We start from the raw sequence: 13,239 nt of genomic DNA on the forward strand, positions 1-13,239 counted from the left end.
TTGCGCCGCCTGTCTTTTTCATGCCTGCTCTTATTTCACACCTACAGCATCATAAGCAGCTATTACCGACCGTACTTGATCGGAATTCGCCCCGAACAGGTCGGTTGCCGCCTGGATCGCGGCACGGCGCATCGCCGAGAAGTTGGAATATGGAGTCAGGTAGTATGTCAGTGCGTGGTAGTAGATTTTAGCCGTATCCGTACGACCGATGCCTTGGACGGTTACGCCGTAGTGGGTGCCGCCTTCCGCGAGCAGGTAGGCAGCCTTGTTGTTGATTCCGCTGTTGATGTGTACGCCGCCGTTGTCCTGGGAGCCTGTGTAGCGCTTGCTGTAATGGTCAGGGTCGCCGTACAGCGTCGGGTCCTCCAGGGAGCGAAGCGCGTCTCCCGGAGTTCCTGGGGTGTAAATATCCTCTCCCATCTGCCAATCATCGTCGTCGACCATAGCTCCAAAAATATCCGACATCGATTCATTCAGTGCCCCTGATTCATTTTGATAAATCAAGCCGGCTGTCCGTTCCGTAACGGCGTGTGTCAGCTCATGGGCTACGACATCAAGACCGCCCGAAAGAGAGATAAAGGTTCTGCCGTCACCATCGCCATACACCATTTGGGAACCGTTCCAGAAGGCATTGTTGTAATTGCGGGAGTAATGCACCGTTGAGCGAATTTTCGCGCCATTCCCGTCGAAGCTGTTGCGTCCGTGAGCATCTCTGAAGTAATCATAGGTTCGCTGAGCGTAAGCGTGGGCATCAACAGCCGCTCCATCTGTCCAGTGATTGTCACTGTCAGACATCAGCGTGCCAGGCAGGCTGGTTGCATTGCGGGCTGTGTAGGTTTCGATGCCGCTTCCTCTCGTCGTATCCCTCATGACATAGCTGGTGCTGCTTTGTCTTGTCGTCTCAAAGCTTTTTTCGTCTCCCAATACCCCTACGCCAGTGCCTGTCACCGTATCAATCGTGTTGTACTTGTTGATGATGTCCCCTGAGTGCGCGTCAACAAAGTACATCCAGCGGCCTGGCTCCGGCTCCAGGAAGTTAAACTCTATGGCATATGCCAAATAAGTTTCTCCATCGTGCACATAAATGTACTGTTCCGGCTGAGGCTCGACTTCGAACTCCTCTACTTCTCCCACTTCGTCCTCAAGGTCGGCCAGTGCCTTTTTCAGCGCCTTTTCTTCGTTGAGCTTTGCTTTTCTGCTCAGTTTTTTGTTTTCTTTCACATTCGGAACGAACTGTCCGAGAAACGACGTCACATTGCCATCTTCATCAACGTGAACGGTTTGCTGGTATCCGTAAATCGGAATGCCATTGTACATTTCCTGCAGACGGTAGTGGCGCGTATTCGTCTCCTCGTTTTCCACTTCTTCCAGCAGTTTGAAGTGCTCCTGGACATCTCCCTTGATCTGAAAATCCTTCTGATACGACTCCAAAAACGACCAGATCAGATCTTCTCCCTCCAAGCCGTCTGCTTCGAACGGTTCCGCGATGAATTCAGGTGTTTCAAACTCCTCGTGGTACTGAACGCCAGACGATTTAGCCATGGCGGACCAAGGGTGAGCCAGAGGAACTGCAGTCATGGTGGACAGGGCGACGGTCAACGCAAAGCCTTTTTTCCATACAGACTTTTTCATGTGAACATCTTACCTCCCAATAATTATAATATTTGGTAAAATTACACTATTCTTTATATTGGCCTTTCCCCTAAAAAATTCCTTTCCGATAGCAATATTTTTTATCGACATATTCTGCCTTATCGACAGCGGAAAATTCCCGGTCCGACACGCCTGATTCCCGCCTCCTTTTGAACATAAAAAAACGCCGGATTACACCGGCGCCAGGCTGTCGAGAAACCCCACAATATGTTGGAGTTTCTTCTTTCATAACAATAAAATTGAGCACGAAGTGCTGGAAGTCTTAGATAGCACCACACCTAACATGCCTTTGCAAGGTGGAGTGCTATCTTTTTTATATTTTGAACGGTTGCTGTCAGCAACGCTTGCTCTTGGACATTTTCACGTCCGCGCAACCTACAATAGCGAAGTCCATGCAGTTCTTTGGCATCTGCAAAACTTCGCTCTATCGTTTGGTATCTCAACCTGTATAGGTATTTTCCTGACTTACTTAAGCGGTTCTGTCGAACCCATTCTTTACTCTCTTCCCATACATGCCTGGTTATCACCTTTTGGTGATTTTTTGACCGTGTACACATAGTGAGCATCGGACATGCCTTACATATTTCTTTATTTGACTTATACATTCTGTATCCGTTACGGTCAGTTGTCGAATAAGCAAGCTCATGTTTTTGGGGGCAAATATAGACATTCTTTTCGGGATCATATTTAAACCGCCATTTGGCGATAAGGCCTTTAACAGGTGAAAAAGCTCGATGGCCAATGACGGCAAAGATATTTAGATCGTGCAGAGCCTTGCAGATTGGAGTAGTTAAATAGCCAGCATCCAATGCAACGGCTTCAATGGTATCTGTAAACCCAAACTTCTCAATTTGGTGTTGTAGCCGATCTACATAAGGAACAGAATCATGAACGTTACCCGCAGTCACGTGTACATCAGTTATGATATTGTACTTATGATCGACTGTCCGATGATCGAGATAGAAAAAGCCTTCAGGCTTTCCGTCACGAACCATGTAACCACTGTCCGGATCAGTAGTACTCACCTTGATTTCCTTTTCTTCCTTCACATCCTCTCTAGGCTTCAATCCTTTTTTCCGTGTGCTTCACGGTCTTCATTAATGGCTGCTTCTAAATCACTAAGGTAGGCTCGACTAGATTTTTCAATAACATGCTTCTTAAATTTACGTTTGTTCGCATTTGCTTTCAGATGAGTGGAATCACTTATCAAAACACGTCCGCCAACCATGCGATGTTGGATAGCAAGGCGAACGATTTCATCAAAAATCTCTTGGAAAACATTTGTGTTTTTAAAACGAGTTCGACGATTCCAACTGATGGTAGTGTGGTCTGGAACTCGATCTGTTAGTGAAAGGCCAAGAAACCAGCGGTAAGCAATATTCGTCTGAATTTCCTTTTCGAGTTGTCTTTCTGACCGGATACCGTAAAGGTATCCAATGAAAATCATTTTAAATAAAACCACCGGATCAATGGCTGGTCTACCGTTATCTTCACAATAGTATTGGCGTACTTTTTCTCGGATGAAAGAGAAGTCTACATGCTTTTGAATAACTCGTAGCAAATGGTCCTCCGGGACCAACTCATCAAGGCATACAAATTCATATTGCATTTGTTGCTTTTTTTCATTAGAGGAAAGCACAATAATCACCCGCCAGTAAATGTAATTACAAGAATATTATAACACATTAACGCGGTGTCGTCACAAAATACAGGGAAATAAAAATGGCTGTCGACTTTCTCGACAGCCTGACGCCGGATTACACCGGCGCCAAGAAATTGCACGATTTTTCCCGAGAATTGTCGTCCATTCTCCTGCATTTCTCCACTTGTGCTATCATATAAATGCGGTGGCGTTCCGCGGCAAGTTTTGCACGCGCTTTAGATAATCCGTGACGCGCCGGTCTTCTTCAAGCGGGTATTCAAATTTCAAATGCCTCGCTACATCCTGGGCAGTTCTGCGGAACAAGGCCCCCATCGTGAACAGAGATCTCCAGACGCCCTCATAGGTACCGTTCTCGTATGTGGACATGAGCTCCTGCCAGGTTTTCTCGGACAGATATGTATCCAGGTATTTGCCGTTCTTGCCGACGCTGACTGAAAAATCAGTCTGGATACCGACTTGCCATTCCAGCATCTTGATCAGCATCGGTCTGACGAATTGGTTCAGGTGATCCTGGGCAAATAAAAATTCCTTTCTCCACAGCCCTTTGGCCACATACGTTGAAACCCACCAAAACTCATTGCAGCAGTCGTAAAAATACGCGGCTGACGGACGCTTTACCCAATAGTCTTCATCAGTGGGAGGCAGGACCTTGGGGAAGCAGTTGTCTTTGTCCATCAATACCATCATCAGCTTGTCTTCTTTGCAGTACTCGTCCTTCTCATCCAGTGGAATCAAAGTCAAATCGATCCGGTTCCCGTCCGTGAACAGCATCAGGTAAGAGAAACGCCTGCCCAACTCGGGTGGGAACATGGCCATGGCTTCAGGAGTCTGCATGATGATGCGCTCTCCGAACATATCGACCCAACCGGGATTTTGCAGAAAGGAATCCATTTCCGTGACATGAAAGCTGATGTCGTAGTCCTGAAAAAAATCCCTGGGGACGTTCGGGTTGGTTCTGGAGCCTTCCAACGTAACGACGCGAACACGTTCATCGTCCGCTGCAACTTTTAGAATGAAGTCCATCATTTCTTTTTCGGTTCTCATATTCGCTGCACCCTCCGTATTCTATGTGTTATTCGTAATGATTAGAATACGGGCTGGCGGCCCGCGAATACGAAAAGCATAAGGAAAAGTCAGACGGTAGTGTTACAATTTATCCAACATTTTTTTCACGATCAATAATTCCTCCTCGGAATGAATGTTCTCTTCTTGATCCTTTTATTATAAATGGTGATCTGCATCCGATACAATGAGCAGCCTCGGCTTCCATAATAGACACGATCCAGACTGTAAAAACGGCGAGACACCGGAAAGCAACGAAAATGCCGCTTCTATATAGAGAATAGAGCGGCATTTTCGTGTCCGTATGAGAAAGTCAATTCACAGCATTTTGTTTGAGATAACGTCTCTGCCAGACCATGGTTGTAAGCAATGTCAACACCAATAGAACGAGACCAAGCATGAACGGATATGTGATTTGAATGTCATACAGTGTGCCGGCAAGTGTAGGCCCAAGCACATTCCCGATGCTCATATAGGCGTTGTTCATCCCCATGGCGAACCCTTGTTCATCGCCCGCCAGCTTGGAAATGAGTGTATTTAAAACAGGACGAAGGATGGAGGTCGCAAGGAAGATCAACAGGGTAATGCCAAAGAACAGCGAATAGTTGGTTGCAAATAGGGAAAGGAGGAAACCGATCGCGGCTACTCCCAAAAAGATATTCAAGACGGTCCCTTCCCCAAAACGACGAACGACACGGTCGACGATGAAGAGCTGTACGATGACGCTGACGATACCGGTAGTTGTAACCATCAAGGCGATTTCTTGCGGTGTTGCGCCGTACTGATTGTCGACATAAAGTCCAAGGACAGACTCATAGGCCATCAACCCGAAGCTCATTACAAGCGTAATGACAAGCGGTATGAAGAATGGCATCTTCACGGAACGGAATATTTTTCTGATCATGGATTCATCGTCTTTGACCGCCCCTCTATCCCCCGAGGCGAGCTTGGCAGCACTTTCCTTCAGAACAGCAACGGAAAAAATGACGGCAACAAGCGATACGACGGCCGAGATGAGAAAGGGAGTCTTCAATCCATAATCCGCCAAAAATCCGCCGATCCCGGGTCCAATGACGATGCCCAGCGACATGGCAGCAGAGACGAGACTGTTGCCTTTTGCCCGTTGATCCAGAGTAGTAATGTCTGCGATGTAGGCAAAAATGGCCGGAATCAGCAGTGCCGCACCTATGCCTCCGATAACGCGAGAAGCGTAAAGCCACCAAATCGAATCAAAACCGTAAAAAACGAACATGGAGAGCGTTAAGCCCGCAAGTCCATAAATGATCATTTTTCTTCGGCCATATTGATCAGCCCACTTCCCGGCGATCGGTGAAAAAACGAGCTGGGAGCCTGCAAAAATGGCGATCATCAGTCCTGCTGCAGTTCCGCCTTGATTGATCGACGCCAAATAGGCTGGCAAGATTGGAATGATGATGCCAAAGCTTCCAATCGCAATAAACATATTGATCATTAAAATGACCATCTTTTTTCGTTGATCTGCTGTCATCATGTATCCTCTCTTTCAGTAGCTGTCCGGATTTACGTAGTGAGAAAGCCGGTTTGCCTGTGCTGGATTGTGCTTCCGAGAAAACCGATTAGTTGGAGATACAGTAGCTTTGATCATCTACCCCTTTTTATATACGCAAAACCGTTTCATTCAGCAGGCTGCGGAGAATATCCAGTGCTGTCTCTGTTTGCTTGCGATCTGTGTTCAGCAGGCGAAAGGCCTCGTTTACTCTGGATTTATAATTGGGCGGCGCAATTTCTAAAGAGTCCACGAGATCTGCTGCCTCCATTTCATGTGGACCATACACTTCATTTAACGCAAACAATACTTGGTGCAAACAGGAAATGACTCGATAGCAATGGCCTGCCGTGTAGGAGAAGTCTTTTTTTGAAACGCTTTTGGCCGCTGCCTGCAGGGAATAGGACGCCTCCCACAAAAACCTTTCGATGATGAATTGCTTGAGTGCCGAAGGATACGGTTTGGTCCTTTCCTTCAGTACAGCCAGTTTGCCGCTTCGATCCCAAATGATTTCGCCAAGGGAGATTTCCCCCAGATAGATGACGTTGGTAAAACAGTGAGGATGGCCGATTTGATATTCAATGTTTACGATTCCCTGGTTGCACTCGTCAATGACATCAGAAAGCTTGCGTACATCCCTGAATAGAAATTTCACTGGGGATTGCTGTACGGAAACCGTAACTCCTAGGTTCATCCAGGGTCTCCACTCTCCCATCGATGTAAGCAGAAACTTTCCCTCCACATCATCCATCGTTGTTGCTAATTTGAAAATCTCATGAACAGCCATACCAGATTGACTGTCATAATAAATCACAAAAGTCGTACCGGAGCTTTGAGGCTGGTTCCCTCTCGCGTTTGCGCCGCCCAGCACGATTCCTTCTGTGCCAGGTACACCCTGAAGCCGTTCAACAACGTCTTCAATGAACAATTGTTCAGTCATATTGATCTCCTTTTTAGGAAGATTCAATTTCAAACTCCATTGGCCAGGTGAACGGAAAAAGGAGTTGCAGTGGCAACTCCTTCAAGCAACCTTTACAAATGAATAGCCAGTCGTATTCGTGCAAATCATCACGGTCCAGAATCAAACAAAAGCCAAGCTGAAGATCGTAGGCAGTTAAAAAAACTTGTCCTTTCCTGCGTTTCTATCAAGTCCAATCGACATAGAAATGTGGATCATTCGTGACTGAGGCTTTTGCTTACTTGACGAAGCACGTCCACGGCAGCACGCAAGCAATCAAGATCATGTTCTTCTCCTATCTTGTTTGCCCAAACCGCATGTTGCTCTTGTGTATAGTCAAGAGCTTTTCTTCCCTCTGGAGTCATGGCCATCAGCTTGGAACGACGGTGGTGCGGGTTCTCGAGAAACTCGATCAGCCCCTCCTTTTCCAAGGAATTGGCAGTTTGCTGTACACTTTGACGGGTCAATCCCATAATACGGGCGACATGAGCGACGGTTATCGGCCCATGTTCGACTACGCCAAGTATCTGCCAACGAGCACTGCTAAGGCCTACAGGCTGGGTCAGGCGATCTCCTGCCTCCAGCAAGCGGCCATTCAGGCGAAAGATTTCAAGAATAAGGTCGGTGAAAGCTTTTCCATTCGGGTTCAATTTCGTCATGTCAGTATTATTCCATTATGACAGGTCCTTGTCAATATGGAATGAAACTAATAGAAAAGAAGACTGCCTCATTATGTGTGATGCCCCCCTTGAAGCAAGCAGGCTGAACAAAATTACCTTTGCTGTGGGGAGAGCCATCATTGCGACAATGAGGCAGTCTGCGTTTTACTCAATTTCAAATTGCTCTTCCTGAGCAGTGTCTTGTGCCGAAGGATCGCTGTTTTCCACGGATTCTCCAAAACGCAGCGGCGCCCTGATTTCCACGAACGGAGCATCATTGGTCTCCTGGGTCGGACTCATTTCACTTGGGACTCCGATACTGCGCATAGCTTCCGGAAATTCTCTCTCTGGTGCCATAGACGCTTACACCTCCCATACAGCGTACTTTGTTTCTTCCTGAGTAGGATGCCCCTAAATGATTATTGAGGCACTTCTTCCATGACCTTATTGTTTCTCCGGAAGAAAAATCCGTTGTATTTGTTCAAGCCGTAGACAGCATTTGCCGCGGTACAAGCAACGACGTGGGGGCTCGTTTGCAAAGGATGCGCAAATGAAGACCGTTGCATCAACCTCCGAAGCTGATTGGCGGTCACCCCTTTTTTGGCCAGGGCTTCATCAAATTCTTTTTGAGCAGCCTGCTTGGCCTTGAACAGCATCATCTGAACGCGGCTATAAACGTTGATCGCTCCATCACCCGTCGTTTCGATGGGGAGAAAAATGGCGTCCGGGTATTTTTCCGTGATCAACGATTGCACCCCGTCAGAAACGCCGGAAGACGGCATGCAGCCAAACGGCTTGACCGAAATGGTCATGTTTACCTTCCGCTTCTTCACGTTGAGAATCAGCTTGCCTACTTCCATATGCCCTTCTCCGCCGCGGAGATGATTGTTGTAGTGGTCATGGGCAACGCGGGCAACCTCGTCCATGTCGGGCAGGTGATAATCATGGAGGCCGATCGCTTTGGCATAGGTCTGGAACATGACGCGCAGGACCCGGTCTGCAACCCAAAGCATCCGCAGGCGCTTGACGGGGTTCTTTCCTTCCAGTCCGTAACGCCCGGCATCTTCTCCCCGGAGCTTCATCCGCTTCATCGTATCGTAGCGCCCTTCCCAGATCAGATACAGCACCCAGGCTGTCAGCGATTGGACATCCACTTCAGCCCCTTCCTTTTCGAGAAAACGCTGGAGCTGATAATTTCCGTCTCCTTCGGTTGTCATCGCCCAAAATTCTCCGATAATGCTCACTTTCGGCTTGACACGCGTACGGTCTACCTGAATGCTCTCCAGTTCTTTTCGGCATTTGATCAACGCGGGAATCAGCCATTTTCGGTCACGCAAGGCATCATACAGGATCTTTTTGCAGCGCTCCATGACGGCATCGGTCGCGCCGGCTTCTACCTCGTAAGGGCGGATGCGGTAAGCCAGCGCGTTCAAAATATCCCCCAGCAAAAACGCTTTTACAAAGCTGATAAAGAACGAGGAATCCAGTTTCAGCGCGGATTCCCCGCCGGTTGCCTGTTTTAGGCCGCTCTGCTGCTGGAACAACAGCACGCGGAATCCGTCAAACCCGGCATCGCGGAGCGCTTTGCGGTATTCCGTGACATACGTGCCGAACCGGCACGGCCCGCAAGAACCGCTCGTCACGAACAGATAATTCCGGACGATTTCTTCTTTTGATTTGCCTTCCACATCTCGCAAATGAGTCAGGTATTTGATGAGATTCCCTACGGTGAAATACGTCGGATTGCACTGGCCGCGGTTGCCGAACTCCTTGCCGAAGCGCAGCGACTCATTATCCGGACAATCCATGTGCCGAACCGTGTAGCCGAGGCCCGCCAAAGCTCCTTCCACCAAATAGTCATGAGCCATGGTCAGTCCGCCGAATAGGATGGTCGTGCTTGCTTTATCCTTTGCCAAAAACTGACGGGGAACCGGATCAAACCACTGTGCTTTTTGTTCCTGCTGCAGCCCGAGTGCCAGAGCCTGCTCTTCCTGATAGCGAAGCAATTCATTTTCCAGAGAGTCTTTGGCCGCGGGTGTTTCCTTCGTCGTTGACATCTGATGTTCGCCTCTTTCCTGTGGAAATCGTATTCTAGTTGCCTGCTTGCGAGAGGTTCTTCTCTTCATAGGATGTCTCTTTCGTCTGCAAACCAAGCAGTTCCAGCCGTTTTTTCTCCAAACGCTGCTGAAGCTCCGCTTTTTTCCGGGCCAAATCCTCCAGGCGTTCTTCATGCAGGCTCAGGCTGTGGGCATACGTTTTCACCCGAATCTTGATGGACCCGCTCGGTTTGTTCGCATCGATATCGTGCAAGGCGGAGTATGGAGTGCCCGCCGTCGAAATGATCGAGTCAATCAAGCCGTAGGTCGGCGCATCGTGCCCGCACTTGAAGCTGGACAGGTCCAATACGGCCACATTGGGGTGACGGGCGGCAAATTTGGCTGCCCACACCTTTTGCACGCTGTTGGAACTGAAGTTCTCTGGCCATACATCGCTTACTTCGAGCGCGTGCTGCACACGTCCGCTTTCCAGATCGGATCGGAAAAAGCGGCGCAGCCATTCTTCGTCCTTGGGGATCGAGCGCATGGAGAGAATGGGATAGCCCAGCACCTGGAATTCTTCCAATACAGAGTGATTGAGGCCGGGATCGGAATGGTAGGGACGGCCGATCATCAAAATGGCAAGGCGATTTTCCTTTTCCACCTGCTCCAGGATCATTTTTCCCCGCTCCTGCATCTCGGCGTCGAAAATATTCATCGCCCGCCCGCCCTGCTCCACGGCAAAATCGCTTTCGTCCTCCGTGATTTGCAGACAGTCCTGAAACGCCTCGAACAACTGCTTTTTCATCATGTGCCGCTCCGTAAACGTAACGGCCGGATCGAGATAAGCCACCCCTTTTGTCTCAAAGAAATTTACCTCTTTCGTAAAGGCGGCCTTGATCACGTTTGGCGCTCCCGCCACGATGGGACAGCTCGATGAATCCATCACATTTTGCAGATGGGTCGGGATATGAGTAATGCACGGAAAGAAGATATAGTCGAGCGGCTTTCGCTCATGGTGCTTGAACAATAAATTGTGAATATGCGCCTGTGCCACTTTCGACGGGTAACAGGGGTCGATCGAGCCGTATTTGCCCCCCTCCTGCCACATTTCCTCGCTCGTAAAGTCGCTGAAAACAATATTGTTCTTGTCGATGCCAAGCGTCTCGAAATAGGTCCGCCAGAAAGGTGCGGTCGACCAGATATTGAGAACGCGGGGAATCCCGATGCGAATCTGTTTTCGTCTCTCCGCCGTTTCCATCGATGATCGCTGGAAAGCTCGGCGGTATGCCGTTTTGCGCAAGCCCCCCAGACCGAGCCATGTGCGTTTGAGATGGACATCTTCTACGGTTGTATCGGTATCCGGCATAGGCTCTGGATCGTAGAAGTGCTGGTACATGCGCTGCGCCTCGTATTCCACCAGATTCGGAAAGTGTTTTTTCAGTTCTTGCCGCTTCCGGGTCAGCTGGATGACGGCTTCCTTGTCTTCCACCGTTCCTTTTTCGCAGCTGAATCCCGAAATATAGCGGGCGGTTTGCCCGTCCGGCGTCTGCGAGTCGATGAACGTTCGGCTGCAATGGTTGGGACAAAAATTGCAGCGGGTGGATTCGTCGTTTCGGGAGATATAGTGCAAATTGATCGCGGCATCCAGCCCCAAAAACGTGGAATACCCCCGTCGTTTCATCACGCGCAACGTTTCCATCGCTGCACCGATCGCTCCCGCTTCTCCCGGGTGGGGATTCACGTAAACTTCCGCATCAGGGACGCGCTGCTTGATGTAATCGACCTGTGCCTTGACGGCAGCGAGGTTGTACTGCGTGCCGCCTTGGAGCACAAACTTGCGTCCCAGCTCTGCCATACGCGGAATCTGAACCACGTACTGCCAGACGTTTTTCGGCAACACAAGCGCGAGACCGGCAAGCAATTCTTCTTTCGAATAGCCTTCCTTCTGAAAGTTGACACGGTCGGCATCCAAAAATACGGCGCAGCCATACGAATATTTGGGCGAGAGATCCGCCTTGAAAGCTGTTTCCGCATACTCTTGAACCGGTATGCCGAATTGATCTGCCATTGCCTGCAGGAGCATCCCGTTTCCTGCGGAGCATTGGTTTGAGAGTCTGAAGTTGCGGATGTCCCCGTTTTTCAAAAAGAGCACCTTAATATCCTGACCGCCGATATCGCAGATCACATCGATATCGCCAAACTCGTGCACAGCGCTCATCATATGGGCGACGGTTTCGACAATGTTGACATCCGCCTTGAGCGTTTTTTCCAGGACATCCGCTGCGTATCCTGTGGCGCCGAATCCGATAATCTCAAGCTCGGCTCCCTGCGACCTTACTCTGTCGTCGATGCGCTTTAACATTTCTTTGGTGTCTTCCAGCGGATTGCCTTTGGACAACTGGTACTCCTTCAGCAAAATCGTGCCGTTTTCATCTACGAGCACGGCTTTGGAGGAAGTCGAACCCCCGTCCAGGCCGATGACGGCTCGCACCTTTTGACCCGGTTCAAACGAAGCTGGCGTAAAGCGCGGAATACTGTACAACCGGCGGAACTCTTCCAATTCGTCCGCACTTTTTACGAGCGGCGGACCCGCATTTTCGCCCAATTTCGCCTTGCGTCCGTGCGCAATGAATTCCTTCAGGCCTTCCAGCCCGGTATATGTCCCGACGTCTGCCGGTTCGTGCATGCCGTACATGACAGCTCCATACGCTGCGTAGTACTGTGAATTTTCCGGTACGAAGATTAATTCGTCTATCGGCATGTCTTTGGGATAATCGTAGCCCCGCTCTTCCCAAGTCGCAGGAATGCGCTTTCGCCAGCATTCTTGCAGGAAAGGCAGGTATGTATTGGGACCTCCGAGCAAAAGCACGCGATGGCGCAGCGTATTGCCCCGGGTAAGAACAGACAGGTTTTGCATCACGATGGCATCCGCGAGAGAACACATGATCTCCGCCGAGGGAATGCCGCTTTTCACCAGATTCACGATGTCTGTTTCCGCAAAGACTCCGCACTTGGCAGCGACATGGTGCAATTTGCTGTCGTCAAAGTGAAGCTTGCCCACCTCCTCCATCGGCATCCCTACTTTAATCATGCACTTGTCGATGGTTGCTCCGGTGCCTGATGCACACTTGTCATTCATCGAAGTCAGCGCCTGCTTGTCCCCTGTTTCCTCATTGGCCTTGAAAATAATGATTTTTGCATCCTGGCCGCCCAGCTCGATGACACTGCCCACGTCAGGGTGAAGCTGCTCCACTGCCATCGTGACTGCATTCACTTCCTGGACAAACTTGGCCCCGATGTGCTCCACAATAGGGCCGCCCCCCGAGCCAGTCACGAAAACGCGAATCTTATCCTGGTTTACATGGGCAAACTCATTCCCAATGGTGATCAAAAACTCCAGGACCTTTTCGGCTTGCTTCGTATGATGGCGCTGATAGTCTGACCATAGGATTTCTTTGTTTTTCGGGTTCACAACAGTCGCTTTGACGGTGGTTGAACCGACGTCAATCCCGATGATTAAGGAGTCCAAGTCTTCACTTTGCTGTTCCATGGAAATGCACCTCGCTCCACTTTATACATTCATTATCTTTTGGATAAAGATAGCAATATATACATAGTGGAAATGTTAAATTCCAATTCTTTGTCTTGATGGGACGGATTGAAGCAAAACAGGAGAGGTT

General features: G+C 49.3%; 9 protein-coding genes. All 9 read right to left on the reverse strand.

Translation table 11 applies throughout. The features are described from left to right. Positions 1-30: 30 nt before the first annotated feature. Positions 31-1,632, reverse strand: coding sequence for a M4 family metallopeptidase (locus tag V5G20_RS14170; protein ID WP_171506821.1), 1,602 nt, complete (start codon positions 1,630-1,632; stop codon positions 31-33). 299 nt (positions 1,633-1,931) lie between these two features. After that, positions 1,932-3,262, reverse strand: a protein-coding gene (locus tag V5G20_RS14175) for an IS1182 family transposase (protein WP_122958896.1) whose coding sequence is annotated in 2 segments (ribosomal slippage) — positions 1,932-2,722 and positions 2,722-3,262 — 1,332 coding nt in all. Because the reading frame shifts where the segments join, the coding sequence is not laid out codon by codon here. 225 nt (positions 3,263-3,487) lie between these two features. Continuing rightward, positions 3,488-4,360: an aminoglycoside 6-adenylyltransferase gene (locus V5G20_RS14180; protein WP_024984672.1), complete on the reverse strand. Its 873-nt coding sequence runs from the start codon at positions 4,358-4,360 to the stop codon at positions 3,488-3,490. A gap of 331 nt (positions 4,361-4,691) precedes the next feature. Beyond that, positions 4,692-5,885, reverse strand: coding sequence for an MFS transporter (locus V5G20_RS14185; RefSeq protein ID WP_031933006.1), 1,194 nt, complete (start codon positions 5,883-5,885; stop codon positions 4,692-4,694). 127 nt (positions 5,886-6,012) lie between these two features. After that, the gene (locus V5G20_RS14190) at positions 6,013-6,843 is read right to left on the reverse strand and encodes a DUF4037 domain-containing protein (RefSeq protein ID WP_031933007.1); all 831 of its coding nucleotides are present in this window, start codon (positions 6,841-6,843) and stop codon (positions 6,013-6,015) included. A 233-nt stretch (positions 6,844-7,076) separates the two neighbouring features. Further along, positions 7,077-7,520, reverse strand: a complete 444-nt coding sequence (locus V5G20_RS14195) for a MarR family winged helix-turn-helix transcriptional regulator (RefSeq protein WP_024984675.1) — start codon at positions 7,518-7,520, stop codon at positions 7,077-7,079. Between the two features lie 165 nt (positions 7,521-7,685). After that, complete coding sequence (locus V5G20_RS14200; protein WP_003390376.1) at positions 7,686-7,877, reverse strand: hypothetical protein; 192 nt, start codon at positions 7,875-7,877, stop codon at positions 7,686-7,688. A 62-nt stretch (positions 7,878-7,939) separates the two neighbouring features. Further along, the gene (locus tag V5G20_RS14205; RefSeq protein ID WP_024984676.1) at positions 7,940-9,577 is read right to left on the reverse strand and encodes a 2-hydroxyglutaryl-CoA dehydratase; all 1,638 of its coding nucleotides are present in this window, start codon (positions 9,575-9,577) and stop codon (positions 7,940-7,942) included. A gap of 34 nt (positions 9,578-9,611) precedes the next feature. Beyond that, positions 9,612-13,109 carry a BadF/BadG/BcrA/BcrD ATPase family protein gene (locus V5G20_RS14210; RefSeq protein WP_338460992.1) on the reverse strand — a complete coding sequence of 1,166 codons (3,498 nt, stop codon included), beginning with the start codon at positions 13,107-13,109 and terminating at the stop codon, positions 9,612-9,614. Between the last annotated feature and the right edge of the window lie 130 nt (positions 13,110-13,239).

It is taken from the genome of Brevibacillus borstelensis (genome assembly GCF_036700025.1).
GTDB classification, from domain to species: Bacteria; Bacillota; Bacilli; order Brevibacillales; family Brevibacillaceae; genus Brevibacillus; species Brevibacillus borstelensis.

What these genes read in the sequence shown, in the direction of transcription:
- V5G20_RS14195 (WP_024984675.1), bottom strand. Translation starts at nt 7,520, where the DNA reads ATGACGAAATTGAACCCGAATGGAAAAGCTTTCACCGACCTTATTCTT.
- V5G20_RS14205 (WP_024984676.1), bottom strand. Translation starts at nt 9,577, where the DNA reads ATGTCAACGACGAAGGAAACACCCGCGGCCAAAGACTCTCTGGAAAAT.
- V5G20_RS14180 (WP_024984672.1), bottom strand. Translation starts at nt 4,360, where the DNA reads ATGAGAACCGAAAAAGAAATGATGGACTTCATTCTAAAAGTTGCAGCG.
- V5G20_RS14210 (WP_338460992.1), bottom strand. Translation starts at nt 13,109, where the DNA reads ATGGAACAGCAAAGTGAAGACTTGGACTCCTTAATCATCGGGATTGAC.
- V5G20_RS14200 (WP_003390376.1), bottom strand. Translation starts at nt 7,877, where the DNA reads ATGGCACCAGAGAGAGAATTTCCGGAAGCTATGCGCAGTATCGGAGTC.
- V5G20_RS14170 (WP_171506821.1), bottom strand. Translation starts at nt 1,632, where the DNA reads ATGAAAAAGTCTGTATGGAAAAAAGGCTTTGCGTTGACCGTCGCCCTG.
- V5G20_RS14190 (WP_031933007.1), bottom strand. Translation starts at nt 6,843, where the DNA reads ATGACTGAACAATTGTTCATTGAAGACGTTGTTGAACGGCTTCAGGGT.
- V5G20_RS14185 (WP_031933006.1), bottom strand. Translation starts at nt 5,885, where the DNA reads ATGACAGCAGATCAACGAAAAAAGATGGTCATTTTAATGATCAATATG.